Below are 24,773 nucleotides of genomic sequence, written 5' to 3'. Positions count from 1 at the left end.
GTCCCGGTTCCCGCAGGCGTTGGAGACACAGAGTCATGACCTATCGCAATGACCCGTATGACCCCAAGCAGGTTGCCCTGCTGGATCAGTCCGCCCTCGACGGCGCGATCGCGGAGGCCACGCAGGCCTTCGCCGGCGCGGCCGACCTGGACGCGCTCGTCGCGCTGAAGCCGGCGCACCTCGGCGACAAGTCGCCGATCTCGCTGGCCCGCCGGGAGATCGGCGCGCTGCCCCCGGCCGCGAAGTCCGACGCCGGGAAGCGGGTCAACGTCGCCCGGCAGGCCGTGCAGACGGCGTACGACGCACGGCAGGCCGCCCTCGAGGTCGAGCGCGCCGCGCGCGTGCTCGCCGAGGAGCGCGTCGACGTCACGCTCCCGTGGGACCGCCGCCCGCGTGGCGCCCGGCACCCGCTCACCACGCTCATGGAGCGGATCGGCGACCTGTTCGTCGGCATGGGCTACGAGATCGCCGAGGGTCCCGAGGTCGAGCTCGAGTGGACCAACTTCGACGCGCTCAACATCCACGCGGACCACCCGGCGCGCGGGCTGATGGACACGTTCCACCTGACCACGCCGGGGCACGTGCTGCGCACGCACACGTCGCCGGTGCAGGCCCGGACCATGCTCACCCGCAAACCGCCGATCTACGTGGTGTGCCCGGGGCGGACGTACCGGACCGACGAGCTGGACGCCACCCACACGCCGGTCTTCCACCAGGTCGAGGGCCTGGTCGTGGACGAGGGCATCACGATGGCGCACCTGCGCGGCACGCTCGACCACTTCGCCAGGGCCATGTTCGGCGAGGGCGCGAAGACCAGGTGGCGGCCGCACTACTTCCCGTTCACCGAGCCGTCCGGCGAGTTCGACGTGTGGTTCCCGGAGCACCGGGACGGGCCGCGCTGGGTCGAGTGGGGCGGCTGCGGCATGGTCAACCCGCGCGTGCTACGCGCCTGCGGCATCGACCCCGACCGTTACTCGGGGTTCGCGTTCGGCATGGGGATCGAGCGGACGCTGATGTTCCGGCACGGCATTTCCGACATGCGCGAGATGGTCGAGGGCGATGTGCGCTTCACGACCGCGTACGGCATGGCCGTCTGAGACTTCTTCTTTCAAAGCGGAGGAATTGTGCGCATCGGAGTTTCCTGGCTGCGCGAACACGTCGACCTGCCGGTGGATCTCACCGGCGCCGACGTCGAGCAGGCATTGGTGTCCCTCGGGATCGAGGTGGACTCGGTCGTCGACCAGGCGGCGACCGTCAAAGGTGACCTGGTGGTGGGCCGCGTGCTCACCATCGAGGAACTGACCGGTTTCAAGAAGCCGATCCGGTTCTGCACGGTGGACGTGGGCGGCGCCGCGCCGCAGGAGATCGTCTGCGGGGCGCGGAACTTCTCCGAGGGCGATCTCGTCGTCGTGATCCTGCCGGGCGGCGAACTGCCCGGCGGCTTCACGATCGGCGCGCGGAAGACCTACGGGCGGATGTCCGCGGGCATGATCTGCTCCGCCGCCGAGCTGGGGCTGAGCGACGATCACGACGGCATCATCGTGCTGTCGGGCGATCTGGTGCCCGGCACCGACGCGCGTCCACTGGTCGGGCTGGACGACATCATCCTGGAGCTGGAGATCACCCCGGACCGGGGGTACGCGATGAGCGTGCGCGGTCTCGCCCGCGAACTGTCGCACGCGCTCAAGGTGCCGTTCCGCGACCCGGGGCTGGTCTCCTCTCCGGCCGGAACCGCCGAGGTGCCGTGGGCGGTCACCGTGGACGACCAGGCCGGCTGCGACCGGTTCTCGGCGCGGCTGGTGCGCGGCATCGACCCGGCCGCGCCGTCGCCGGACTACATCAAGCGGCGGCTCGCGGTCGCCGGCGTGCGCTCGATCGGCCTGGCCGTGGACATCACGAACTACGTGATGCTGGAGCTGGGCCAGCCGATGCACGCGTTCGACGCGGACCTGCTGGACGGCCCGCTGCTGGTCCGGCGCGCGCTGCCGGGCGAGAAGATCACCACGCTGGACGGGGTGGTCCGCTCGCTCGACGCCGAGGACATGGTGATCTGCTCCGGCGAGGCCCCGGGCGTGCCGATCTCGCTGGCCGCGGTGATGGGCGGCGAGACCTCCGAGGTGCAGCCGACCACCACGAACGTGCTGTTCGAAGCCGCCCACTGGGACGCGGTCATGGTCGGTCGCACCGCCCGCCGGCACAAGCTCTTCAGCGAGGCGGCGAAGCGCTGGGAACGCGGCGTCGACCCGGCGCTGACGCTGGTCGCCATGGATCGCGCGGTCTCGCTGCTGCTTTCGCACGGCGGTGGGGTGGCCTCACCGGAGATCCTCGATCTCGACTACCGTCGCCCGGCCGGCCTGATCGAGCTGGACGCCACGCTGCCGGCCCGCCGGATCGGCGTCGACTACTCGCGCGACCAGGTCATCTCGCTGCTGCAGGAGGTCGGCTGCGGCGTGGCCGCGTCCACCTCCAGCGACGTGCTCACCGTGACGCCGCCGTCCTGGCGCCCGGACCTGACCGACCCGGCCGACCTGGTCGAGGAGGTCGTCCGCCTCGACGGGTACGACGTGGTCCCGAGCCTGCTGCCGGTCGCGCCGGCCGGCAACGGCCTCACCGCGTCGCAGGCCCGCCGCCGGTCCGTGGCCCGCGCGCTCGCCGAGAACGGCTACGTGGAGGTCCTCGACTACCCGTTCATGTCCGCCTCCGTGTTCGACGCGTTCGGCATGCCCTCGTCGGACAACCGCCGCTCCGCGGTCCGGCTGGCGAACCCCCTCTCCGAGGAGGAGCCGCTGCTGCGCAGCACGCTGCTGCCACCACTGCTCACCACGCTGCGCCGCAACATCGGGCGCGGCACCCGCGACCTCGCGCTCTACGAGATCGGCGCCGTCTTCCACCCGCGCCCCGGCGCCGGCAGCCCGCCGGCCATGGGCGTCGACGAACGCCCCGGCGACGACGACCTGTTCGCCGCGGACGCCACACTGCCCAAGCAGCCGTGGCACGTCGCGGTCGTGCTGGCCGGCGAGGTCTCCCCGTCCGGCTGGTGGGGCGCCGGCCGCGCCGCGAACTGGGCCGACGCGGTCGAGGCGGCCCGCACCGTGCTGTCCGCCGCCGGAATCCCGGCCGGGCAGATCACGGTCACGGCCGGTGACGAGGCGCCGTGGCACCCCGGCCGCTGCGCCGCGATCTCGGTCGACGGCACCATCGTCGGCTTCGCCGGCGAGCTGCACCCGGCCGCGATCTCCACGCTGGAACTGCCGCGGCGCACGTGCGCGATGGAGCTGAACCTGACCGCGCTGCCGAACGCCCCGGTGGTCCAGGCCCAGCCGCTGTCGACGTACCCACCGGCGCTGATCGACGTCGCCCTGGTCGTCCCGGCGGACGTCCCGGCCGCCGCGGTCGAGGCGACGCTGTCCGGCGCCGCCGGCCCGCTGCTGGAGGCGGTCCGCCTGTTCGACGTGTACGAGTCGGAGGCGCTGGGCGCGGACAAGAAGTCCCTGGCCTTCAAGCTGACGTTCCGCGCCCCGGACCGCACGCTGACGGTCGAGGAGGCGGTCACGGCCCGCGACGCGGCGGTGGCCGCGGCGGCCTCCGAGTTCGGCGCCACCCTCCGCGGCGCGTAGCGCTCCACCGAAAGCCCCGCCGATCCCACGGACCGGCGGGGCTTCTTCGCGTCCCGGCCGGGACGCCGGGCTTCTTTGCGTCCAGGCCGGGCTCGGTCCGATTTCCGGTGCGGGGTTCCACTCTCAGCTCAGGCTTCGCTGTGGCGGACACGGCGGGATGCGTTGTCATCCGGCGGCGATGATCAGGCCCGGCACAATCACGCGTGATGACGATTTCGACCCAGCCTCCTAGGAAGAACTAGACACTGTGGAACCGTAGACTGCCGGGCGTGCGGATTCGTGGGTATGAGGCGGGAGATGCCGGTGCTGCGGTAGAGCTGCTGGATCTGATCAGTGCGTCGGATGCGCGGATTCGGTGGCGACGGCTGCTGGCGGAGGACGGGGTCGTGGCGTTCGTCGCGGACGACGGTGGGCGGGTCCTCGGGGCGGCGCTGCTCGGGGCGGCCACGGACTACCGGGGGCAGCGGGCGATCGGGCTGGGGGTCGCGGCGGACGCACGCGGGCGCGGGATCGGGACCGCGCTGGCCGGCGTGCTGGTGCGGGCGGATCGGGCCGCGGGGCCGGAGGTCGTGCCGGTCGCGATGACGATGCGCGACGATCTGCCGGACGGGCTGCGGTTCGCGGAGCGGCTGGGGCTGCAGGTCTACAACCACTGCACCGGCTGGACGATCACGCTCGACGATCCCGGACCGCTCTGGGCGGCGGCGCAGGTAGCCGCGGCGAAGTCCGATGTGCGGCTGGAGACCACGACGGTGGGGGAGTCGCGGGCCCGCTTCGTGGCGGCGGCCGCGGAGTCGCTGGCCGGCATGCCGACCGATACCCCGATCGACCTCGAGGCGTTCGCCGCGAACATGCCGGACCACGTCGTGGTGCTCTTCGCGGAGGACGCGGAGGGCGCCGCCGGCACCTGCCTGATCAGGCAGGACGGCGACACGGGCGGCTGGCACACCAGCTACACCGGCGTGGCCACGCGGGCGCGGCGGCGCGGCATCGCGCGGGCGCTGAAGCTGGGCTCGTTCGCTGCGGCCGCTGAGCGCGGCGGGACCGCGATGCACGGCGAGAACGACGACCGAAACGTACCGATGCTGGCATTGAGCGCGGCCGTCGGCATGCGGCGCGGCCTCGGCTACTGGTCCCTGGTGACCGACCGTCTCACGGAGCCGTGGCATTCGTGACCCGCTTCGGTGATCGGTGCGCCTGACGCACCGATCACCAGGTCTCGGCCGGCGGCCCGCTAACTGCCGGTGGCGTCGCGCGCGGTGGGCTGAGGGCCCGCGGTGCTGGGATTCCCGGTCGCGGCCAGGTTGTCCGCGACGGCTCGGCCGTCCGCTGCGACCGCGGCGGTCTCGTCCGCCGAGGGCTCGGTGGTCTCCTCCGCCGCCACCGGGTCGGGCGCGGCCGCATAGCGCGCGCTCAGGTGCCGGTATGGCCGGCTGTTCAGTGCGAGGAGCGTCGCGACGATGCCGGCCACGCCGGTCAGCACGAATACGAGCGCGAGCCCGCGATCCGGCCCGACGCCGAACCAGGAGCCGATCGCCTCAGCCCCGGCGCCGCCCTCGGACATCAGCGGGATGAAGAAGAACTGCGCGATCGGCGAGATCAGGAACGCGGTGAGCGGCGACGCGGCCTGCTCCACGCTCTGCGCGAACCCGAACACGCGCCCCTGCCGTTCCAGCGGCACCACACGCTGCAGGACGGTCTGCTCGGCCGCCTCCGCGAACGGGACCAGCAGCATGTACACGTACATGCCGATGACCAGCGGGATCATCGACGAGCGGATCGGGAAGAGCATCGTCACGGTCCAGAGCACCAGGTTGACGAGCAGCAGCAGCCGCACCGGCCGGGTGCCGAGGCCGACGCGCGCGATGAGCAGCCCGCCGACGATGAAGCCGGTGCTCAGCACGCCCCACAGCACGCCCCAGGTCTGCACCGAGACCAGCGACAACCCGTACGCGTCCATCAGCGCCATGAAGATGCCGCCGAGCAGATTGTTGAACGCGGAGAAGAGCACCAGAGCCATCAGCCCGGGTACGCCGCGGACGACCCGGATCGTGCCGCGCAGATCGACCCGCCCGCTCTCGGCCTCGTGCTCCGGCGACGGGGCCGGCTCGCGGACCGTGACCGTGGCCAGGTGCACGATCGAGACGCCGAGCACCACCAGCGCCAGGGCCAGCACCGACCGCATCCCGTCGAACGCGACGAGCAGTCCGCTGATCACCGACGTGGTCAGCATCGACACGCCGGACACGGTGCCGACCAGCCCGTTCGCCCGGTCCCGGCTGCCCTCGTCGATCAGGATCGTGACCAGCGTCGGCAGCGCGATGGTCCGGATGTTGCCCGCGATCACGCCGCACATCAGCAGGACGACGAAGCTCCACAGCCGTACCGAAGCGGGGTTCTGAAAGGTTTCCGAGGGGGTGATCAGCCAGACGCCGAGCGCGGCCAGGTAGAGCGCGAACGACGCGCCCGCGGATGCCTGCATCACCAGCGTGCGGCGATGATGGTCGACCAGGCTGCCGAACCAGATGCCGGTCACCGCGGTCAGCACCAGGAAGATGCCGGAGATCACCCCGGTCGCGAAGACCGATCTCGTCTCCAGGTAAACCCAGAACGTGACCGCGAACCACACCGTGAAGTTGATGACCGACACCAACAGCGTGTTGATCAGGATTTGGTAGAAGGTCCGCAGGTCACCGCTCATCGGGCCACCGTAGAGCCTGCGTACGACAGTTTCCCGGAATTATCAGGCGCTGATGACCTTCTTGCGGCGCAGGTGTTCGCGGATGCGGAGGCGGGCGAGGTTCTCGGCGTCCTCGCGTTCCTCGGCGAACTGGAAGCTCTGGTCGCTGGTGGCCTGGATGCCGGCCAGGATCGGGAGCGCGCCCTGGGTGCCGTCGCGGCCGACCACGTGTTCCCAGGCGATCACCCGGTAGGTGTGCGGGAAGATGAAGTCGACCAGGTCCTCGGTGACGACCTCGCCCTCGCTGGTCATGAGCGGCTGCTCGTCGGAGTGGGCCGGGACCTCGGCGGCCCAGAGCGGGTAGGCCTGCGGGGTGATGATGCGGATCGAGTCGCCCATGGCGGCTTTCCCTTCTCGGCAAACATGAACCAGCTTTCCGATCATATGTGGCTTAAGGCGCAAAGTGGGCAAAACCGAGGGCGGGTGGCGATTATCCCTTTGCCCGCCCGCGGTGAATGTTGATACATTAGGCCGCATAGTGATGCGGAGGTAGGGCATGGGTATCAGGGTCGGGGTGGCGGGGGCCAGTGGCTATGCGGGGGGCGAGCTGTTGCGCCTGCTCGCCGGGCACCCCGAGTTCGATCTGGTGACCGCGACCGCGCACAGCCAGGCGGGCAGTCCGGTCGGCGCCGTGCACCCGCACCTCACCGGGCTCGGCCTGACGCTCGGAAGCACCACGGCCGACGCGTTCGAAGACGTCGACCTGGTGTTCCTGGCGCTGCCGCACGGCCAGTCCGCGGCGCTGGCCACTCAGCTGCCGGAGACCGTGAAGATCGTGGACATCGGCGCCGACTTCCGGCTCGCCGACGGTGACGCCTGGCAGCGATACTACGGCGGCGAGCACGCCGGCACGTGGACCTACGGGCTGCCCGAGCTGCCTGGCCAGCGCGAGCGGATCGCCGCCAGCACGCGGGTGGCGAACACCGGCTGTTACGCGGTCACCACCATCCTCGCGCTCGCGCCGCTGATCGCGGCCGGCGTGGCCGACCCGGAGGACGTGGTCGTGGTCGCGTCGTCCGGCACGTCCGGCGCGGGCAGGGCCGCGAAGACGCACCTGCTGGCCAGCGAGGTGATGGGCAGCCTGTCGACCTACAAGACCGGCCGTCACCAGCACGTCCCCGAGATCAAGCAGGCCACGGGCGCGAAGAGCCTGTCGTTCACGCCGGTCCTGGCGCCGATGCCGCGCGGCATCCTGGCGACGGTCACGGCGAAGGCGCTCACCGGAGACGATCCCCGCGAAACACTGGCAGAGGCCTACGCGAACGACCCCTTCGTGCACGTGCTCGAAACGGGCCGATGGCCGCAGACCGCCAGTGTGAGCGGGTCCAACTCGGTGCACCTGCAGGCCACGGTCGACGTCGACTCCGGCCGGATCATCGCGGTCAGCGCCTCCGACAACCTCGGCAAGGGCGCGGCCGGCCAGGCCGTCCAGAACGCCAACCTCATGTTCGGGCTGCCCGAGACCACCGGGCTGCAGATCTACGGAGTCGCACCATGAGCGTCACCCACCCGAAGGGTTTCCGCGCGGCCGGCATCGCCGCCGGGCTGAAGCCCGAGAAGAAAGACGTCGCGCTGGTCGTCAACGACGGCCCGGACGCGACCGCGGCCGGCGTCTTCACCAGCAACCGGGTCAAGGCCGCGCCGGTGCTCTGGAGCCAGCAGGTGCTCAGGGGCGGCGTCGTGCGCGCGGTCATCCTCAACTCCGGCGGCGCGAACGCGTGCACCGGACCGGCCGGTTTCCAGGACACGCACGCCACCGCCGAGCACACCGCGGCCGCGCTGCGTGGCGGTCCCAGGCCGCTGCTGCTCGGCGCGGGCGACGTGGCGGTCTGCTCGACCGGCCTGATCGGCGAGCGGCTGCCGATGGGCAAGCTGCTGCCCGGCGTCGAGGCGGCCGTGCGCGGCCTGTCCCGCGACGGTGGCCCCGCGGCCGCGGAAGCCATCATGACCACGGACACAGTTCCCAAGACCGCGATCGTCGAGGGTACGGGGTGGAGCGTCGGCGGCATGATCAAGGGCGCCGGCATGCTGGCCCCGGGCCTGGCGACCATGCTGTGCGTGCTGACCACGGACGCGGTCGCCGGCCCGGACGCCCTCGACGCGGCGCTGCGCCACGCCACCCGCGTCACGCTGGACCGGGTCGACTCGGACGGCGCGATGTCCACGAACGACACCGTGCTGCTGCTGGCCTCCGGCGCGTCCCGCATCGAGCCGACCGCCGAGGAGCTGGCCGAGGCCGTCACCGAGCTGCTGCGCCAGCTGTCCCGGAAGCTGATCGCGGACGCGGAGGGTGCCACCAAGGAGGTCGCGATCGCGGTCACCGGCGCGCTCACCGAGGACGACGCGGTCGAGGCCGGCCGCGCCGTGGCACGCAACAACCTGGTCAAGACCGCGCTGTTCGGCAACGACCCGAACTGGGGCCGGATCCTGGCCGCGGTCGGCACCACCCAGGCGACGTTCGAGCCGGACCGGCTGGACGTCGCGGTCAACGGCGTCTGGGTGTGCAAGAACGGCGCCGCGGCCGAGGACCGGTCCAAGGTCGACCTGTCCGGCCGGGACGTGGAGATCCACATCAACCTGAACGCGGGCGGCGCGGAGGCCACCATCTGGACCAACGACCTCTCCCACGCGTACGTGCACGAGAACTCGGCGTACAGCTCATGACCGCGGCGCTCACCCGTGACCTGGCGATGGCGCAGCAGAAGGCGGCCACGCTGATCGAGGCGCTGCCCTGGCTCCGGGAGTTCTCCGGCGAGACCGTGGTGATCAAGTACGGCGGCAACGCCATGATCGACCCGGAGCTGCAGCGCGCGTTCGCGGCCGACATGGTCTTCCTGCGCTACGCCGGGCTCAAGCCGGTCGTGGTGCACGGCGGCGGCCCGCAGATCTCCGCCATGCTCAAGAAGCTCGGCATGGCCAGCGAGTTCCGCGGTGGTCTGCGCGTCACCACGCCGGAGACCATGGACGTGGTCCGGATGGTGCTGGTCGGCCAGGTCGGCCGCGAGCTGGTCGGCCTGATCAACGAGCACGGGCCGTACGCGGTGGGCCTCTCCGGCGAGGACGCGAAGCTGTTCACCGCGGTCCGCCGCCCCGCGATCGTGGACGGCGAACCGGTCGACGTCGGCCTGGTCGGCGACGTCGCCACGGTCAACCCGGGCGCGGTCGCGGACATCATCGCGGCCGGCCGCATACCGGTCATCGCCACGGTGGCGCCGGACTCCGACGGCACGCTGCACAACGTGAACGCGGACACCGCGGCCGCCGCACTCGCGGTCGCGCTCGGCGCCCGCAAGCTGGTGGTGCTCACGGACGTGACCGGCCTCTACCGCGACTGGCCGGACCCGGACAGCCTGATCACGCAGATCACCACGAGCGAGCTGGCGGAGCTGCTGCCGACCCTGGAATCGGGCATGGTCCCCAAGATGGAGGCCTGTCTGCGCGCGGTCGAGGGCGGCGTCCCGGCCGCACACGTCGTCGACGGCCGGGTCGCACACTCGACCCTGCTGGAAGTCTTCACCTCAGAGGGATTCGGAACCATGGTGATGGGGTCAATGAGTGAGCTAGCGAGCGATTCATCGGCTCAGCGCCGACCACAGCGCGACCGCGGCGTGGACGGGAGCCCGGCATGAGTCTGATCGACCGGTGGCAGACGTCCATGATGGAGAACTACGCCACGCCCGGCATCGCGCTGGCCAGCGGCGAGGGCGCGGTGGTCGTCGACGAGGCCGGTAAGGAGTACGTCGACCTGCTCGGCGGCATCGCGGTCAACGCGCTCGGTCACGCCCACCCGGCCGTGGTTGCGGCGGTCACCAAGCAGATCTCCACGCTCGGGCACGTCTCCAACTTCTACGTCGCCGAGCCGACGATCAAGCTGGCGGAGCTGCTGCTGACGCTGGCCGGGCGGCCGGGCCGGGTGTTCTTCGGCAACTCCGGCGCGGAGGCCAACGAGGCAGCGTTCAAGATGTCGCGCCTCACCGGCCGTACCCACGTGGTTGCTTCTGAAGGTGGTTTTCACGGCCGGACCATGGGCGCACTCGCGCTGACCGGCCAGCCCGCCAAGGCCGCGCCGTTCCAGCCGCTGCCGGGCCAGGTCACGCACGTCCCCTACGGCGACGTCTCCTCTCTCAAGGAAGCGGTCACGGACGAGACCGCGATGGTCATCCTGGAGCCGATCCAGGGCGAGGGCGGCGTGCTGGTGCCGCCGGCCGGCTACCTGACCGCGGCCCGCGAGATCACCCTGGCCAAGGGCGCGCTGCTCGCGCTGGACGAGGTGCAGACCGGGGTCGGCCGGACCGGGCACTGGTTCGCGCACCAGGCCGAGGGCGTCGAGCCGGACATCGTGACGCTGGCCAAGGGCCTCGGCGGCGGCCTGCCGATCGGCGCGGTCCTGGCCTTCGGGCGGGCGGCCACGCTGTTCCAGCCGGGCATGCACGCCAGCACGTTCGGCGGCAACCCGGTCAGCTGCGCGGCCGCGCTCGCGGTCATTCAGACGATCGCGAACGAGGGCCTGCTCGACCACGTCAAGCGTGTGGGGGAGCGGCTCCGGCGCGGCGTCGAGGCGCTCGGCCACCCGCTGATCAAGGAGGTGCGCGGCGCCGGGCTGCTGCTCGGCATCGTGTTGAACGCGCCCGCCTCCGGCGCACTGACCGGCGTGCTGAAGGACGCCGGGTTCCTGGTCAACGCGGTCGCGCCGCACGTCGTACGGCTGGCGCCGCCCTTGATCCTCACGGCCGAGCAGGCCGACTCGTTCCTCGCCGCGCTGCCCAACGCCCTGAACACGGTGACCTCATGACCCGGCACTTCCTCCGCGACGACGACCTCACCCCGGCCGAGCAGTCCGCGGTGCTCGACCTGGCCCAGCTGATGAAGGCCGACCGGTACGGGCACAAGCCGTTCGCCGGCCCGAAGTCGATCGCGGTCCTGTTCGACAAGCAGAGCCTGCGCACCCGGCTGTCGTTCGACGTCGGCATCGCCGAACTCGGCGGCAACCCGATCATCGTGGACACGCAGGCCACCCACTTCGGCCGCGGCGAGACGCTGGCGGACGCGGCGCAGGTGCTGTCCCGCTACGTCTCCGCGATAGTCATGCGCACCTACGGCGACGACCGGATCGCCGAGATCGCGTCCGTCGCCACCGTGCCGGTCGTCAACGCGCTCACCGACGGTTTCCACCCCTGCCAGCTGCTCGCCGACCTGCTCACCATCCGGGAGCGGTGCGGGGCCACGCACGGTCGCACGCTCGCCTACGTCGGCGACGCGGCCAACAACATGAGCCACTCCTACCTGCTGGCCGGCGCGACCGCGGGCATGCACGTGCGCGTCGCCGGCCCGTCCGGCTTCGACCCGGACCCGGCGATCGTGGCGCGTGCCGCCGAGATCGCGGCGTGGACCGGCGGCTCCGTCAGCGTGCTCCGCGACCCGTTCGAGGCGGTCGACGCGGCCGACGTGATCGCCACCGACACGTGGACGTCGATGGGCCAGGAGGGCGACGGCCAGGACCGGCTCACCCCGTTCCGGCCGTACCAGGTGAACAAGGAGCTGATCGCGACCGCGAAACCGGACGCGATCGTGCTGCACTGCCTGCCCGCGCACCGCGGCGACGAGATCACCGACGACGTGATGGACGGCCCGCAGAGCGCGGTCCTCGACGAGGCCGAGAACCGGGTGCACGCACAGAAGGCGCTGCTCGCCTGGCTGGCAGGGTACTCGGCATGACCGCACCCACCACCCGCACCGCGCGGCACGCCCGGATCGTGGAGCTGATCCGCGAGAAGGCGATCCGGTCGCAGACCGAGCTGGCCGAACTGCTCGCCGGCGACGGCGTGCAGGTCACCCAGGCCACGCTCTCCCGTGACCTGGAGGAACTGGGCGCGGTGAAGGTGCGTGGGACCGCGGGCGGCCCGGCCGCCTACCTCATCCCCGAGGACGGCACGCCGGTCATCCGGCAGGCCGAGCAGGCACCCGCGCGGCTGCTCCGGCTGCTGCGCGAGCTGCTCACCGGCTCCGACGCCAGCGGCAACATAGCGGTGCTGCGCACCCCGCCCGGCGCCGCGCAGTTCCTGGCCAGCGCGCTCGACCGGTCCGGCCTGCCGGACGTGGTCGGCACGATCGCGGGCGACGACACCATCCTGGTCGTCGCCCGGGAACCGTTCGGCGGGCCCGCGCTCGCCGAGAAACTCTCCGCCTGGGCCCGCACCGGGCCCGCCGACTCCGATCATTGAGAATGGGCTCGTGACCTCCTCTACCAGTAACCGGACCAGCCTCTGGGGCGGCCGCTTCTCCGGCGGGCCCGCGGAGGCGCTCGCCCGTCTCTCCGTCAGCGTGCAGTTCGACTGGCGCCTCGCGCCGTACGACCTGGCCGGCTCCCGCGCCCACGCCCGGGTGCTCGCGCACGCGGGCCTGCTCGACGCGGAGGAGCTCGGCAAGATGCTCGCCGCGCTCGACGACCTGGAGGCCGCCTGCGCCGCCGGCACGTTCCGGCCCACGATCGAGGACGAGGACGTGCACACCGCGCTCGAACGCGGCCTGCTCGAACGCCTCGGCACGCTCGGCGGCAAGCTGCGCGCCGGCCGGTCCCGCAACGACCAGGTCGCCACCGACCTGCGCCTCTACCTGCGCGACCACGCCCGCGGTGTGGCACTGCGCCTGGTCGAGCTGGCCGACGCGCTGGTCGAGCAGGCCGAGCGGCACATCGAGACGCCCGCGCCCGGCATGACGCACGTGCAGCACGCGCAGCCGGTCACGTTCGGGCACTGGCTGCTCGCGCACGTCCAGCCGCTGCTGCGCGACCTGTCCCGCCTCCAGGACTGGGACGCGCGCGCCGCGGTCAGCCCGCTCGGCTCCGGCGCGCTCGCCGGCTCGTCGCTGCCGCTCGACCCGGTGCAGGTCGCGAAGGAGCTCGGCTTCGCCACCGCGGCGCCGAACTCGATGGACGCGGTCGCGGACCGCGACTTCGTGGCCGAGTTCCTGTTCGTCACCGCGATGATCGGCGTGCACCTCTCCCGCCTCGGCGAGGAGGTCGTCATGTGGACGTCGCAGGAGTTCGGCTGGGTCGAGCTGGACGACGCGTTCGCCACCGGCTCGTCGATCATGCCGCAGAAGAAGAACGCGGACATCGCGGAACTCGCCCGCGGCAAGTCCGGCCGGCTGATCGGCGGCCTGGTCACGGTGCTGACCATGCTCAAGGGCCTGCCGCTGACGTACGACCGGGACATGCAGGAGGACAAGGAGCCCGCGTTCGACGCGGTCGACCAGCTCCAGCTGGTGCTGCCCGCGCTGGCCGGCATGATCTCCACGATGACCGTGCGCGCGGACCGGCTCGCCGCCGCCGCGCCGGTCGGCTACACGCTGGCCACCGAGGTCGCGGACTGGCTGGTCCGCAAGAACGTGCCGTTCCGCGAGGCGCACGAGATCACCGGGAAGCTGGTCGCGCTCTGCGTGGCCCGCGACTGCGCGCTCGACGAGGTCCCGGACGAGGACCTGGTCACCATCTCCTCGCATCTGGACCCGGACGTGCGCTCGGTGCTGACGGTCAAATCCGCGCTGGCGGCCCGGAAGACCTACGGCTCCACCGGCCCCGGACCGGTCGCCGACCAGCTCGCCGCCGCGGCGGACAAGCTGGTCACCTGGCGCACCTGGGCCGAGGAGACCGTCGTCCCCCGCTGAGGCATGATCGAGGCGTCCCCCGTGTCGCTCCGGCGGCGTGGGGGACGCGGTGACAGGAGACCCCCGCGTGACGTACCCGTGGCTGACCGCACCCGCATCCGAGGTCGCGACCACCACCGCCGGCCTGCTCGGCTGGGAGATCACCGCAGGCGGCGTCCGGATCCGGCTCACCGAACTCGAGGCCTACAGCGGCCTCGGCGAGGACCCGGCCTCCCACGCCCACCGCGGCCCCACCGGACGCAACGAGGTCATGTTCGGCCCGCCCGGCCACCTCTACGCCTACTTCATCTACGGCGCACACTGGTGCCTCAACGTCGTCCTCGGCGAACCCGGACGTGCCGCCGCCGCGCTGCTGCGCGCCGGCCAGGTCATCGACGGCCTCGACACCGCCCGCGCCCGCCGCCCCGCCGCCCGCAACGACGCCGACCTGGCCCGCGGCCCCGCCAAACTCGTCACCGCCCTCGGCCTCTCCGGCACCGCCAACGGCACCTCCGCCGTCGACGGCACCGGCCCCGCGCTCCTCACACCCCCGTCCCGGCCACCGGCCGCGGCCGACATCGCCTCCGGCCCGCGCGTCGGCGTCGCCTCCGCCCACGACGTCCCCTGGCGCTTCTGGCTCCGCGACGACCCCACGGTCAGCCCGTACCGCCGCCACACCCCTCGTACCCGCCGCTGACCCCCCTCGCCCGGGACAGCTCGTATCGCCGCCACAGCCTCGCATCCGCCGCTGATCTCAGATCAAGGAGGCTTATTCAGCGCGACCAGCTGACGCCAGGTCGCCGTAGGTCGGTGGCGTCGCTGCGGAACGCGCCGAATAGCCTCAAGAGCTTGCTTTCCCGCTTCCGGCGTGGTCGCGTTCCGAGTGCTCCCGCGGGCACCGGTCGTCGCAGGGCTCCTCCCTGCCATTCAGGTGGGCGGTCACCCCACCCCAAAAGGCTCCCGTCGTGTTGTCGTTCTTCGCGGCTTGCGCTGCTCGTGTCGTGTTGTCGTTCTTCGCGGCTTGCGCTGCTCGTGTCGTGTTGTCGTTCTTCGCGGCTTGCGCTGCTCGTGTCGCGCTGCCGTTCTTCGCGGCTTGCGCTATTTCCGCTCCCGGGCGCTCCTGCCCTGGTCGCGGCTCCGGCTTCGGCGGCTGTTTCGCGGCTTTGCCGTTGTTCGTGACTACCGCCGCGACTTAGTTTCGTATCGGGCAGCACTGTTTCGTGATCAGCGTCGAGCGTCTGCGGCTCGGGCGCTCCGCGCCCGAAATCTCGGCATATTTGGCCGCGCTGCAACCTCGCGCCCCAGAGATCATGACGGCTCACCCCGTGCGTCGCCTCCGGCTGCTTCCGGCGCAAAGATCGATCCCGGAGGCTTGTTCAGCGCCGCCCTCGTCAGACCGCGCGGCCTGCGGCAACGCGGTGCCGGTTCGCTGCGCTGAACAAGCCTCCCGCATCGCGGAAGATCGTTCCCGATAGCCGGCCGATCTTCCGCATGACGGGAAACTGCCGTCAGAATGTGGAAACACCGCACGCACTGCGGGCACGACGCCCGAAATATCGCCTTAAGTCACCCGGTCGTCGCCCTTGAATCTGATTAGTGATACGTGGCGCACCGTATGAGGCACTCATACGGTGCGCCGCGTATCACTAATCGTTTTCGCATGATCAGTCTGGCGGTCAGGAAGCAGTGCTGGCCCTTCGGCGCCGGGTGAGGGACGCTCCCCGCTCGGGACGTTCTAGCCTCGCCGGTATCGCGGTCAGGAGCGCTCGAACTGGATGCTAAATGTCGACATTTCGGGCACGAGGCGCCCGGTGCCTTGCGACCGCCGAGACCCCGATGCCATAACCTCCACCAGGCGGCTGGGCGACAATGACCTGCGACGCGTGATCGACTTTGTGGCCGTGAGCTGGGTTTGATCTTCCGATTGCGCGTTCAGCGCAGACCGCCGCGGCCTGGCTGCCCCGTATGTCGTCGACCACCCCTCGGGGCGCAGATCATCGGTAGAGCCGCCACCCACCACGCAACCGCAGCCCCAGGCACCGGCCGAAGCTCGCCGTACCGAAGCTCGCCGTGCCGAAGCTCGCCGTACCGAATAGGCCTCGAAGTACCCGAATCCGGGCCGCACCATGCCGGAAGCGGGAAGAGCCGGGCCGGACCCGACCGGGGAGAGTGGGGCCGGGGCGGAAGATCGGGCCCGACGTGGTCTGGCAGGTGTATGTCGTGATCAGATCTGGCCCGGTGGGGCGACGGCGATCGCCCGGGAAGTGGGAGGATCGGGCTGTCGTAGTGGCCGGAAGCCGGACCGGGTGGGGATAGGGTTCCGGGGCATCCCGGGTTGGCCCAGTGTGGGCGGAATGTGGTGGGATGGGCCGATGAGGCTGGAGCTGACCCCGTGGGCCGAAGAGGATCTCGGTCTGCTGCGCCGGATCAACGTGCCGGAGATGAAGGGTCACCTCGGCGGGCCGGAGCCGGAGGAGAAGATCGTCGACCGGCACCGGCGGTACGTGCACATGAGCGTCACCGGCACCGGCGTGATGTTCCGGGTGGCGCTGCTGCCGGAGCGTGAGCCGGTCGGCAGCATCGGCTACTGGGACCGGGAGTGGGGCGGCATCACGGTCTGGGAGACCGGCTGGAGCGTGCTCAACGAGTTCCAGGGCCGCGGCATCGCGTCCGCGGCGGCCCGTGAGGTGGTCGTGCGCGCGGCCGCGGACGGCCGGCGCCGGTGGCTGCACGCGTTCCCGAAGATCGACAACCTGGCGTCGAACGCGGTGTGCCGGAACGCCGGTTTCACGATGGTGGGCGAGACCGACTTCGAGTTCCCGGTGGGGACGCCGATCCGCTGCAACGAGTGGAAGCTGGACCTGCGGAGCCTTTAGAGCCCGTCGGCCAGCGTCGCCTCCAGGTTGTCCAGGCAGGCGCGGATCGCGCCGAGCGCGCCGGCCCGGTCGCCGAGCGCGGAGAGGGCCAGCCGGGGCGGGACCAGCGTGCGGGGCCGCAGGTGCCGGTCGAGCGCGGCGAGCAGCGGCGGGCCGCCCCGGGAGACGCCGCCGCCGATCACCACCAGCTCCGGGTCCAGCACCAACAGCGCGGGTGCCAGGCCGCGGGCGAACCGGGCGGCCACCTCGTCCACGGCGGCGAGTGCGTCCGGGTCGCCGTCGGCGGCGGCGCGCAGCACGGCGCCGGAGTCCGGGAAGCGGTCGCCACCGAGCCGGCTGATCGCGTCCGCGCCGACCACGCGTTCGAACGGTCCCATGCCGCCGACCACCGGCGGGGTCTCGTCCAGGTCGATGAAGCCGATCTCGCCGGCCGCGCCGCCCACGCCCCGGTGCAGCCGGCCGCCGACCATGATGCCGGCGCCGATCCGGGAGCCCCAGTGCACGAACATCACGGTGCCGGCCTCGGTGGCGACGCCCTGCCAGCGCTCGGCGAGCACGGACAGGTTCACGTCGTTCTCCACCAGCACCGGGCAGCGGAACATCCGGCCCAGCTCCACGTCGAGCGGCAGCTCGGCCCAGCCGGGAATGCTCGGCGCGAGCCGGAACGTGCGGTTCTCCGGGTCGGCGATGCCGGGCGAGCCGATGCAGACCGCATAGACCTCGTCCTGGGTGCGTCCGGCCTGGTCCAGCGCGTGCCGGACCGCGTCCGCGATCAGCGTGATCAGCGCGCGCCCGTCGCCGGCCGCGGCGGTCGGCACCCGGACCTCGGCGAGTCCGGCCCCGACCAGGTCGGTGATCATCACTATCGCCTTGTGCGGGCCGACGTCCACGCCGAGCAGGCATCCGGCGCTCGCCCGGAACGAGACCAGCTGTGCCGGGCGGCCCTTGCGCGGCGTGGTCTCCACGCCGGACTGTGAGATCCAGCCCGCCTTCTCCAGCAGCGTGAGCGCCTGGGTGACGGTGGGCCGGGTGAGGCCGGTCCGGTCCATCAGGTCGGCGACGCGCTGCGGCCCGCCGGTACGCAGCGCCGTCAATACGGCGCTCGCGTTCAGCCGGCGCAGGACGTGCGGTCCGCTTCCCCTTGACGTGATGCTCACGACAGAGCAGAGTACCCGTTTATTAAAGAAGGCTCCTTTAGTAAATCCCGTGCTGTTAACCCAGATCCGCCAAGATCTCGGCCGGGGAGGCCCCCAATGCACGATCTTGCCCGTCACACCGCCGTCGTCGCCGGTGCCGCCCATCCGATCGGCCGGGCGGTCGTCGCCGAGCTCGCCGTCCGAGGAGCGTTCGTCATCGCCGTGGATGTCACCAGCCCGTGCGAGGCCCGCGGCCGGGTCGTCGGCGTGGTCGCCGGGCACCGGCCGGCCGAGTTCGCCGACCGGACCGTGGCGGCCTGCGAGGTCCTCTCCGCCGCGCCGGACATCCTGGTCAACTGCCCGCTGGGGATGCCGCACGCGGCGAGCGTCCACCTCGGGCTGACCGCGCTGATCGGCCACGGCGGCGCGATCGTGAACGTCGCCGAGGCGCCCACGGCCCCGGCCGCGGCCCACGCCGCGGGGGTCGCGCTCTCCGGTCTTACCCGGCTGATGACCGAGCGCCTGCGTGACCGTGCCGTCCGGGTCAACGGCGTGCTCGCGGCCGGCCTCGCCGACGAGGACCGGCCGGCGCCCGTGCTGCCGCCCACTCCGGTCGGCCGTCCCGGCTGGGCCGACGAGGTCGCACGGTGCGTGGCCTTCCTGGCGTCTCCGCAGGCGTCCTATGTGGCCGCCGCGGTGCTGCCGGTCGACGGCGGGCTCGGGCTGATGCGCCCCGAACCCGCCCGACACCGGCATCGTAACCCGCTCTACCAGCCCAAACCCGCGTTAGTCCGCTAAGGAGTCGTCAATGCAGCGTCGTGGTCGTCACGCGCTCGCCGTCCTCACCGGTCTCGTCCTCGCGGCCGGCCCGGCCGTACCCGCGCAGGCCTTTCATGGTTCTCCGCGCGCCGATCTGCCGCGCGGGCCGCTGCCGCTCGGCGCGCCCGGGCTGACCGAGACCCGCACCGAGCGGACGCTCGCGCCCGGCGTGGTCATGACCACCATCACCCGGGGCAGGGCCGACCCGGCCCGGGCCTTCTGGACGATCGGGATCAACCTGCCGATCGGTACGGCCCGCGGTGGGCTCGGCACCCTCGCCGACGCGCAGGCGATCCGCGCGCGGATCCTCGCTCATCCCACGGTCTCGGCCGAGCTGGCCGCGCGGGGCTGGGAGCCGCGCGTCGAGGCGGTCGACTACGCACCCAAGCTCCGGGGGTACGCCGGCGGCCTGATCGGCTACACGCTGCGCATCGGCCGGTACACGGACAAGCCCGCCGCCACCGACCCGGTGCTCGCGGCGCTCGGCGCGGCCGGGTTCTCCGCGTTCACGCTCAACACCGGCCAGGACGGGCGCCCGGACAGCACCGGCCCGTGGGTGATGCGCGTGCTGACCGTCGACCCGAAGCGGTTCCGCGGCACCGTCTCCTCGTCCGTCGGCGACGCGGTCACCGGCCAGCAGAACACCAGCGCGATCGCGGCCGCGGCCGGCGCGCTCTACGCGGTCAACGGCGGATACTTCGTGGTCAACGCCGCGGACGGCGCCCCCGGCACCCCGGCCGGCCTCAGCGTGCTCAACGGCGCGCCGGTCACCGCCGCCACCGCGGGCCGCGCCGCGCTGGTGATCCGCGACGGCGGCCGGCGCACCGAGATCGAGAACCTGACCAGCCGGTACGCGCTGCGCTTCGGCAACGGCCGCGCGCACCTGGTCGACGCGCTCAACCGGGTCCCCGGCGTCATCCGCAACTGCGGCGGCGTCGGCGGCGACCTGCCCACCGAGCGGCCGGTCCACGACTTCACCTGCACCGACCCGGACGAGATCGTCGTCTTCACCGACCGGTACGGCATCGCCACCCCGGCCGGCCCCGGCGCGGAGGCGCTGATCGACCGTTCCGGCCGGGTGGTCGAGGTTCGCGACCGGACCGGCGCGACCGTCCCGGCCGGGCACCGGATCGTGCAGGCGATCGGCACGGACGCGACCTGGCTGCGGGCGAACGCGAAGGCCGGTGCGAAGCTGAACCTGGACACCACGGTCGTCGACGCGCGCGGCCGGACCGTCTGCTTCGGCCCGCGTGACTTCGTGGTCAACGGCGGCCCGCAGCTGGTCAGTGACGGCCGGGTCGCGGTCGACCCGGTCGCGGACGGTCTCACGCACGAGGACCCGGCGCTCGGCCTGCCCGACTCGGCGCAGGGCGCTGCCTGGGGCTACAACTGGTTCATCCGCGACAACCCACGCACCGGTGCCGGCATCGACCGGCAGGGCCGGCTGATGCTGATCCAGGTCGACGGCCGCCAGGCGAACCTCAGCCAGGGCTTGCCGATCAAGCAGTTCGCGGACGTGTTCAAGGCGCTCGGCGCGGTCGAGGCGATCAACCTCGACGGCGGCGGCTCGTCCGCGACCGTGGTGAACGGCGCGCTGGTCAACTCGCCCTCCGACCAGAACGCCGCCGGTCAGCAGGTCGAGCGCGCCACCGGCGACGCCATCCTGCTCACCGCTCGCTGAGGTCCCCGGCCGGCCCTCCGCACCAGCGCGGTGGGCCGGCCGGCCTTCGAGAGCGCGGGGCCGCCGGCCGCGGGGCGGATCAGCCCTCCGCCAACACCTCCAGGATCGCCTCGCCGTAACGGGCCAGCTTGGCCTCGCCCACGCCGCTGACCCCGGACAGCTCCTCCATCGACCCCGGCTTGACGGCCGCGATCTGCCGCAGCGTCGCGTCGTTGAACACGATGTAGGCCGGCATGCCCTGCGCCTTGGCCTCGGTCCCGCGCCACGCCCGCAGCTTCTCGAACAGCGCGGCGTCACCCGGCGACAGATCGGCCGGCGGCGCTTTGACCGACGAGCCGGACGAGCCGGACGACCTGGATGCCTTCGACGACTTGCGCTTCGGCTCGGTGCGCAGCATGACCGTCCGCTGCCGGCCCAGCACCTCGCGGCTGCCGTCCGTCAGCACCAGCACGCTGTAGTCGCCCTCGACCGCGAGCAGCCCTTGCGCCAGCAGCTGCCGCACCACGCTGCGCCACTGCGCCTCGGACAGGTCGGCGCCGATGCCCCAGGTGGACAGCTCGTGGTGCCGGCCGCGCCGCGTCTCGTCCGTCTCCCGGCCGAGCAGGACGTCGATCGACCGGCCGGCGCCGTACTTCCGGCCGCGCTCGCGGTGCAGGCGCAGGATGGTGGAGAGCAGCTTCTGCGCCGGGACCGTGCCGTCCCACGACTCCGGCGGCGTGAGGCAGGTGTCGCAGTTGCCGCACGGCGTCGACTCCTCGCCGAAGTAGTTGAGCAACTGCACGCGGCGGCACTCGACGGTCTCGCAGAGCGCGAGCATCGCGTCCAGGTGCGCGGTCATCGACCGCTTGTGCGCGAGGTCGCCCTCGGAGCTGTCGATCATGCGGCGCTGCTGGACCACGTCGTTCAGCCCATAGGCCAGCCAGGCCGTGGACGGCTGCCCGTCACGCCCGGCGCGGCCGGTCTCCTGGTAGTAACCCTCGACGGACTTCGGCAGGTCGAGGTGGGCGACGAACCGCACGTCCGGCTTGTCGATGCCCATGCCGAACGCGATCGTGGCCACCATGACCAGCCCTTCCTCGCGCAGGAACCGGGACTGGTTGCGCGCCCGGACACCCGCGTCGAGGCCCGCGTGGTAGGGCAATGCCGGGATGCCCTCGCGGCTCAGGAACTCGGCCGTCTTCTCCACCGAGGCGCGGGACAGGCAGTAGACGATGCCGGCGTCGCCCCTGTGCTCGGTGCGCAGCAGCTCCAGCAGCTGCTTCTGCGGCCCGTCCTTCGGCACGATCCGGTACTGGATGTTGGGCCGGTCGAAGCTGGCGACGAAGTGCCTGGCCTCGGTCAGCTTCAGCCGGGTGGCGATCTCGGAGTGCGTGGCCGTGGTCGCGGTCGCGGTGAGCGCGATGCGCGGCACGTCCGGCCAGCGCTCGTGCAGCATCGACAGCTGCAGGTAGTCGGGGCGGAAGTCGTGACCCCACTGCGACACGCAGTGTGCCTCGTCGATCGCGAACAGCGAGATCTTGCCGCGGTCGAGCAGTTGCTGCACGCCGGCCGTGCCGAGCGCCTCGGGCGCGAGGTAGAGCATGTCGAGCCGGCCGGCGACGAACTCCTGCTCGACCAGGCGCCGCTGATCGAGCGTGAGCGTGGAGTTGAGGAAGTCGGCGCGCACCCCGAGCGCGCGCAACGCGTCCACCTGGTTCTGCATCAGCGCGATCAGCGGCGAGACGATCACGCCGGTGCCGGGCCGGACCAGCGCGGGAATCTGGTAACACAGCGACTTGCCGCCGCCGGTCGGCATCAGCACCAGCGCGTCGCCGCCGCCGACCACGGTCTCGATGATGTCCTGCTGGCTGCCGCGGAACGAGTCGTAACCGAAGATGCGGCGCAGCACCTCAGCCGGGCCGGCCCCGGTCAGGTCGGGCGCGTCGACCGGCGCGGGCGCACCGCCGGCCGGGGTCGCCTCCTCCCAGCTGCCCAGGTCCTCGTGCTCGGCCCAGTCGTCCGCCGGGGGCTCGTCGTCCGCCGGCCAGTCGCGCCACTCCTCGTCCACGGCGGCGACTCTACCCACCTCCACCGACAGGTTCCGCCCCCGCGGACCCGGAAACCGCCCGATCGGTCACGTTGCTCCGCAAGCGGCACCGTGCTCCTCTTGTGGCACCGTGCTCCGCAAGCGGCACCGTGCTCCTCTTGTGGCGCCGAAAGCGGGATGCCACGGTGGATCTATGCCCTATCCGCCGGAACCATGGCACCTCCGGGGCCGCATGCACGTGTCGCTCTGGCTCGTCCCCGCGGCCGAGCTGCCGCCGCATCCGCAGGGCCTGACCGCGCCGCCGCTGACGATCGCCGGCCGCGTCCCGGTCGGCACCGCCTGGGTGAGTTACGAGCCCGGCGGCGTGTTGACCTACCGTGAGCTGCTCGCCGCGCGCCTGGTCCGCGAGCGGGGCCGGCCGCGCGCCACCATCACCGAGATCTGGGTCGACAGCGAGGCCTCCCGGGACGGCGGCCGCGAGCTGTGGGGCATCCCGAAGGACCTGGCCGGGCTGACGATCGATCCTCCGGAGCTGTCCGCGACCGGCATCGCCCGGGCACTGCTCAGGGCGGGGCCGCGGCTCCCCGGCCGCTGGCCGGTCGGATTGCGCGTTCTCCAGATGCTGCACGGCCACCCCAGGACCACCGGGGTACGCGGAAGCGCCGCGCTCCGCCTCGGCCGGATCACCTGGGCGGACGCCCCCAAGATCGGCTACCTCGCCGGCCGCCGCCCGCTGTTCTCCATCACGCTCGACGACTTCGACGTGCGCTTCGGATCACGCTGAGTAATCTGCCGGGTCGAAGCGGGCCGTCCGCCGGACGTACTCCCCGCCGGTGCCGGGCCAGTTCGTCACCACCCGCCCGCCCGGCCCGAGGTACCAGCTCTCGCACCCGGTCCAGACGCTCCCGGCCAGGCGGCGCTGCAGCTCCGCGTCGTGCGTGGCGGCGACCGCGGGCGAGACGCACAGCGGCCCGGCGCCCGCGGCCAGCGCGCGCACGGCCTGGACGACGTAGCGTGCCTGCGCCTCCTGGAACACCACCACCGACGTCGTTCCGGTGTTCGTGTTCGGGCCGTACACCAGGAACATGTTCGGGAAGTCCGGCACCGCCATGCCGAGGTAGGCGCGGGCGCCGTCCCGCCACGTCTCGCGCAGCGTCACGCCGCCGCGCCCGGTGATCCGCATCGGCGCCACGAACTCGGTCGCGGCGAAGCCGGTGCCGTAGACCAGCAGGTCGGCCTCGTGCAGCACGCCGTCGGCGGTGCGGACACCGGCCGGCTCGACCCCCACGATCTTCTCGGTGACCAGGTCGACGTCGGGTCGGCCGAGCGCGGGGAGCCAGGCCGTGGTGAAGAGCGTGCGCTTGCAGCCGAGGGGGATGTCCGGCGTGACCCTGGCGCGCAGCGCGGGGTCCCGGACCTGCCAGCGGCGCTGCGCGGCGGAGATCCCGGTGACGAGGGCGCGCGCGACGCGGTCCCCGGTGATCGCGCGCGTCGCGAACCAGGCCAGCAGCAGCGTGGCGGCCCGGGCCGGCCACATCGCGCCGGGCACCCGGCGGTAGAGGAGGCGCCGCACCCGCCCGTACCGCCGATCGGGTTTGGGCAGTGTCCACGGCGCGGTGCGCTGGAAGACCGTGACGTGCGCGGCGTCGCCGGCGATCGCGGGCACCAGCTGGATCGCGCTGGCGCCGGTGCCGATCACGGCGACCCGGCGGCCGGTGACCTCGATCGTGTCGTCCCAGCCCGTGGTGTGCAGCGCGCGCCCGGCGAACGTGGCCGCGCCGGGCAGCACCGGGATCACCGGCCGGGACAGCTGGCCGACCGCGGGGACCAGCACGTCCGCCACGATCTCCGTGCCGTCCGCGGTCGACAGGTGCCAGGCGCCGGACTCCCAGCGGGCCGCGACGACCTCGGTGTTCAGCCGGACGTGCGGGGTGACGCCGAGCTCGTCCGCGCAGCGCCGCACGTACGCGAGGATCTCGTGGTGCGGCGGGAAGCGCCGGGACCAGTGCGGGTTCGGGAAGAACGAGTACGAGTAGAGCGGCGCCGGCACGTCACAGGCGCACCCGGGGTAGCGGTTGTCCCGCCAGACGCCGCCGATCCGCGGTGCCCGCTCCAGCACCACGACGTCGGTGAACCCGGCCCGGCGCAGCAGTGCGGCGACCGCGATCCCGCCCAGCCCGGCCCCGATGACGGCGACCCTGACCATCCACGGAACCTAACATCCGTGAACCTGC

20 protein-coding genes are annotated in these 24,773 nt (G+C 72.2%); 15 read left to right on the top strand and 5 right to left on the bottom strand.

Features of this window, described 5'->3' with window-relative positions; all coding sequences use genetic code 11:
- Nucleotides 1–35 precede the first annotated feature (35 nt).
- From pheS to J2S43_RS22165, 3 genes are all read left to right on the top strand, one after another.
- Nucleotides 36–1,097, top strand: coding sequence for a phenylalanine--tRNA ligase subunit alpha (pheS, locus tag J2S43_RS22175; protein ID WP_306832150.1), 1,062 nt, complete (start codon nucleotides 36–38; stop codon nucleotides 1,095–1,097).
- 27 nt (nucleotides 1,098–1,124) lie between these two features.
- On the top strand, nucleotides 1,125–3,617 hold the full coding sequence (gene pheT / locus J2S43_RS22170; protein ID WP_306832149.1) for a phenylalanine--tRNA ligase subunit beta: 2,493 nt from the start codon (nucleotides 1,125–1,127) through the stop codon (nucleotides 3,615–3,617).
- Nucleotides 3,618–3,886: 269 nt separating this feature from the next.
- Entirely contained in the window at nucleotides 3,887–4,792 is a 906-nt protein-coding gene (locus tag J2S43_RS22165; protein ID WP_306832147.1) for a GNAT family N-acetyltransferase, read from the top strand.
- Nucleotides 4,793–4,851: 59 nt separating this feature from the next.
- Here the strand turns inward: J2S43_RS22165 and J2S43_RS22160 are convergent, their stop codons facing one another.
- Both J2S43_RS22160 and J2S43_RS22155 read right to left on the bottom strand, forming a co-directional pair.
- Nucleotides 4,852–6,318 (bottom strand): MFS transporter, encoded by a 1,467-nt coding sequence (locus J2S43_RS22160; RefSeq protein WP_306832145.1) that lies wholly within the window; start codon nucleotides 6,316–6,318, stop codon nucleotides 4,852–4,854.
- Between the two features lie 42 nt (nucleotides 6,319–6,360).
- The gene (locus tag J2S43_RS22155) at nucleotides 6,361–6,696 is read right to left on the bottom strand and encodes a hypothetical protein (protein WP_306832143.1); all 336 of its coding nucleotides are present in this window, start codon (nucleotides 6,694–6,696) and stop codon (nucleotides 6,361–6,363) included.
- Between the two features lie 157 nt (nucleotides 6,697–6,853).
- Between J2S43_RS22155 and argC the strand changes: the two genes are divergently transcribed.
- From argC to J2S43_RS22110, 9 genes are all read left to right on the top strand, one after another.
- A complete protein-coding gene (gene argC / locus J2S43_RS22150) occupies nucleotides 6,854–7,855 on the top strand; it encodes an N-acetyl-gamma-glutamyl-phosphate reductase (RefSeq protein WP_306832141.1) in 1,002 nt (333 codons plus the stop codon).
- Nucleotides 7,852–9,021 carry a bifunctional glutamate N-acetyltransferase/amino-acid acetyltransferase ArgJ gene (gene argJ, locus J2S43_RS22145; RefSeq protein ID WP_306832139.1) on the top strand — a complete coding sequence of 390 codons (1,170 nt, stop codon included), beginning with the start codon at nucleotides 7,852–7,854 and terminating at the stop codon, nucleotides 9,019–9,021. The genes argC and argJ overlap by 4 nt, the downstream gene beginning before the upstream one ends.
- Nucleotides 9,018–9,986, top strand: a complete 969-nt coding sequence (gene argB, locus J2S43_RS22140) for an acetylglutamate kinase (protein ID WP_306832138.1) — start codon at nucleotides 9,018–9,020, stop codon at nucleotides 9,984–9,986. Before argJ ends, argB begins: the two co-directional genes overlap by 4 nt.
- Complete coding sequence (locus tag J2S43_RS22135; protein WP_306832136.1) at nucleotides 9,983–11,149, top strand: acetylornithine transaminase; 1,167 nt, start codon at nucleotides 9,983–9,985, stop codon at nucleotides 11,147–11,149. The genes argB and J2S43_RS22135 overlap by 4 nt, the downstream gene beginning before the upstream one ends.
- Nucleotides 11,146–12,072 (top strand): ornithine carbamoyltransferase, encoded by a 927-nt coding sequence (argF, locus tag J2S43_RS22130; RefSeq protein WP_306832134.1) that lies wholly within the window; start codon nucleotides 11,146–11,148, stop codon nucleotides 12,070–12,072. The genes J2S43_RS22135 and argF overlap by 4 nt, the downstream gene beginning before the upstream one ends.
- Nucleotides 12,069–12,578, top strand: a complete 510-nt coding sequence (locus J2S43_RS22125) for an arginine repressor (RefSeq protein ID WP_306832131.1) — start codon at nucleotides 12,069–12,071, stop codon at nucleotides 12,576–12,578. The genes argF and J2S43_RS22125 overlap by 4 nt, the downstream gene beginning before the upstream one ends.
- A gap of 10 nt (nucleotides 12,579–12,588) precedes the next feature.
- Nucleotides 12,589–14,022, top strand: coding sequence for an argininosuccinate lyase (gene argH / locus J2S43_RS22120; protein ID WP_370881647.1), 1,434 nt, complete (start codon nucleotides 12,589–12,591; stop codon nucleotides 14,020–14,022).
- A 67-nt stretch (nucleotides 14,023–14,089) separates the two neighbouring features.
- A complete protein-coding gene (locus J2S43_RS22115) occupies nucleotides 14,090–14,698 on the top strand; it encodes a DNA-3-methyladenine glycosylase (protein ID WP_306832130.1) in 609 nt (202 codons plus the stop codon).
- Nucleotides 14,699–16,373: 1,675 nt separating this feature from the next.
- Nucleotides 16,374–16,877, top strand: coding sequence for a GNAT family N-acetyltransferase (locus J2S43_RS22110; RefSeq protein ID WP_306832128.1), 504 nt, complete (start codon nucleotides 16,374–16,376; stop codon nucleotides 16,875–16,877).
- On the opposite strand, the gene J2S43_RS22105 is transcribed toward J2S43_RS22110, so the two are convergent.
- The gene (locus J2S43_RS22105; RefSeq protein ID WP_306832126.1) at nucleotides 16,874–18,034 is read right to left on the bottom strand and encodes an ROK family transcriptional regulator; all 1,161 of its coding nucleotides are present in this window, start codon (nucleotides 18,032–18,034) and stop codon (nucleotides 16,874–16,876) included. The genes J2S43_RS22110 and J2S43_RS22105 overlap by 4 nt on opposite strands.
- Nucleotides 18,035–18,130: 96 nt before the next feature.
- Here J2S43_RS22105 and J2S43_RS22100 point away from each other — a divergent pair, with 96 nt between their 5' ends.
- Complete coding sequence (locus tag J2S43_RS22100; protein ID WP_306832125.1) at nucleotides 18,131–18,811, top strand: SDR family NAD(P)-dependent oxidoreductase; 681 nt, start codon at nucleotides 18,131–18,133, stop codon at nucleotides 18,809–18,811.
- A gap of 10 nt (nucleotides 18,812–18,821) precedes the next feature.
- Nucleotides 18,822–20,513: a phosphodiester glycosidase family protein gene (locus J2S43_RS22095; protein ID WP_306832123.1), complete on the top strand. Its 1,692-nt coding sequence runs from the start codon at nucleotides 18,822–18,824 to the stop codon at nucleotides 20,511–20,513.
- Nucleotides 20,514–20,592: 79 nt separating this feature from the next.
- Here J2S43_RS22095 and recQ read toward each other — a convergent pair whose 3' ends face one another.
- On the bottom strand, nucleotides 20,593–22,425 hold the full coding sequence (recQ, locus tag J2S43_RS22090) for a DNA helicase RecQ (protein ID WP_306839385.1): 1,833 nt from the start codon (nucleotides 22,423–22,425) through the stop codon (nucleotides 20,593–20,595).
- A 307-nt stretch (nucleotides 22,426–22,732) separates the two neighbouring features.
- Here recQ and J2S43_RS22085 point away from each other — a divergent pair, with 307 nt between their 5' ends.
- Nucleotides 22,733–23,323, top strand: a complete 591-nt coding sequence (locus J2S43_RS22085; RefSeq protein ID WP_306832121.1) for an acetoacetate decarboxylase family protein — start codon at nucleotides 22,733–22,735, stop codon at nucleotides 23,321–23,323.
- On the opposite strand, the gene J2S43_RS22080 is transcribed toward J2S43_RS22085, so the two are convergent.
- On the bottom strand, nucleotides 23,315–24,745 hold the full coding sequence (locus J2S43_RS22080; protein WP_306832118.1) for a flavin-containing monooxygenase: 1,431 nt from the start codon (nucleotides 24,743–24,745) through the stop codon (nucleotides 23,315–23,317). The two genes, J2S43_RS22085 and J2S43_RS22080, sit on opposite strands and share 9 nt — an antisense overlap.
- Nucleotides 24,746–24,773 lie beyond the last annotated feature (28 nt).

This window comes from Catenuloplanes nepalensis (assembly GCF_030811575.1).
Lineage (GTDB): Bacteria > Actinomycetota > Actinomycetes > Mycobacteriales > Micromonosporaceae > Catenuloplanes > Catenuloplanes nepalensis.
Note: the sequence above shows the minus strand (reverse complement) of the source record. Positions and strands in the feature narration are given on the sequence as shown.

Coding starts and splice junctions, on each gene's coding strand:
- J2S43_RS22080 (WP_306832118.1), bottom strand. CDS start 24,745: ATGGTCAGGGTCGCCGTCATCGGGGCCGGGCTGGGCGGGATCGCGGTC.
- J2S43_RS22155 (WP_306832143.1), bottom strand. CDS start 6,696: ATGGGCGACTCGATCCGCATCATCACCCCGCAGGCCTACCCGCTCTGG.
- argJ (WP_306832139.1), top strand. CDS start 7,852: ATGAGCGTCACCCACCCGAAGGGTTTCCGCGCGGCCGGCATCGCCGCC.
- J2S43_RS22095 (WP_306832123.1), top strand. CDS start 18,822: ATGCAGCGTCGTGGTCGTCACGCGCTCGCCGTCCTCACCGGTCTCGTC.
- J2S43_RS22110 (WP_306832128.1), top strand. CDS start 16,374: ATGAGGCTGGAGCTGACCCCGTGGGCCGAAGAGGATCTCGGTCTGCTG.
- pheS (WP_306832150.1), top strand. CDS start 36: ATGACCTATCGCAATGACCCGTATGACCCCAAGCAGGTTGCCCTGCTG.
- argB (WP_306832138.1), top strand. CDS start 9,018: ATGACCGCGGCGCTCACCCGTGACCTGGCGATGGCGCAGCAGAAGGCG.
- J2S43_RS22160 (WP_306832145.1), bottom strand. CDS start 6,318: ATGAGCGGTGACCTGCGGACCTTCTACCAAATCCTGATCAACACGCTG.
- argF (WP_306832134.1), top strand. CDS start 11,146: ATGACCCGGCACTTCCTCCGCGACGACGACCTCACCCCGGCCGAGCAG.
- argC (WP_306832141.1), top strand. CDS start 6,854: ATGGGTATCAGGGTCGGGGTGGCGGGGGCCAGTGGCTATGCGGGGGGC.
- J2S43_RS22085 (WP_306832121.1), top strand. CDS start 22,733: ATGCCCTATCCGCCGGAACCATGGCACCTCCGGGGCCGCATGCACGTG.
- J2S43_RS22100 (WP_306832125.1), top strand. CDS start 18,131: ATGCACGATCTTGCCCGTCACACCGCCGTCGTCGCCGGTGCCGCCCAT.
- J2S43_RS22135 (WP_306832136.1), top strand. CDS start 9,983: ATGAGTCTGATCGACCGGTGGCAGACGTCCATGATGGAGAACTACGCC.
- J2S43_RS22125 (WP_306832131.1), top strand. CDS start 12,069: ATGACCGCACCCACCACCCGCACCGCGCGGCACGCCCGGATCGTGGAG.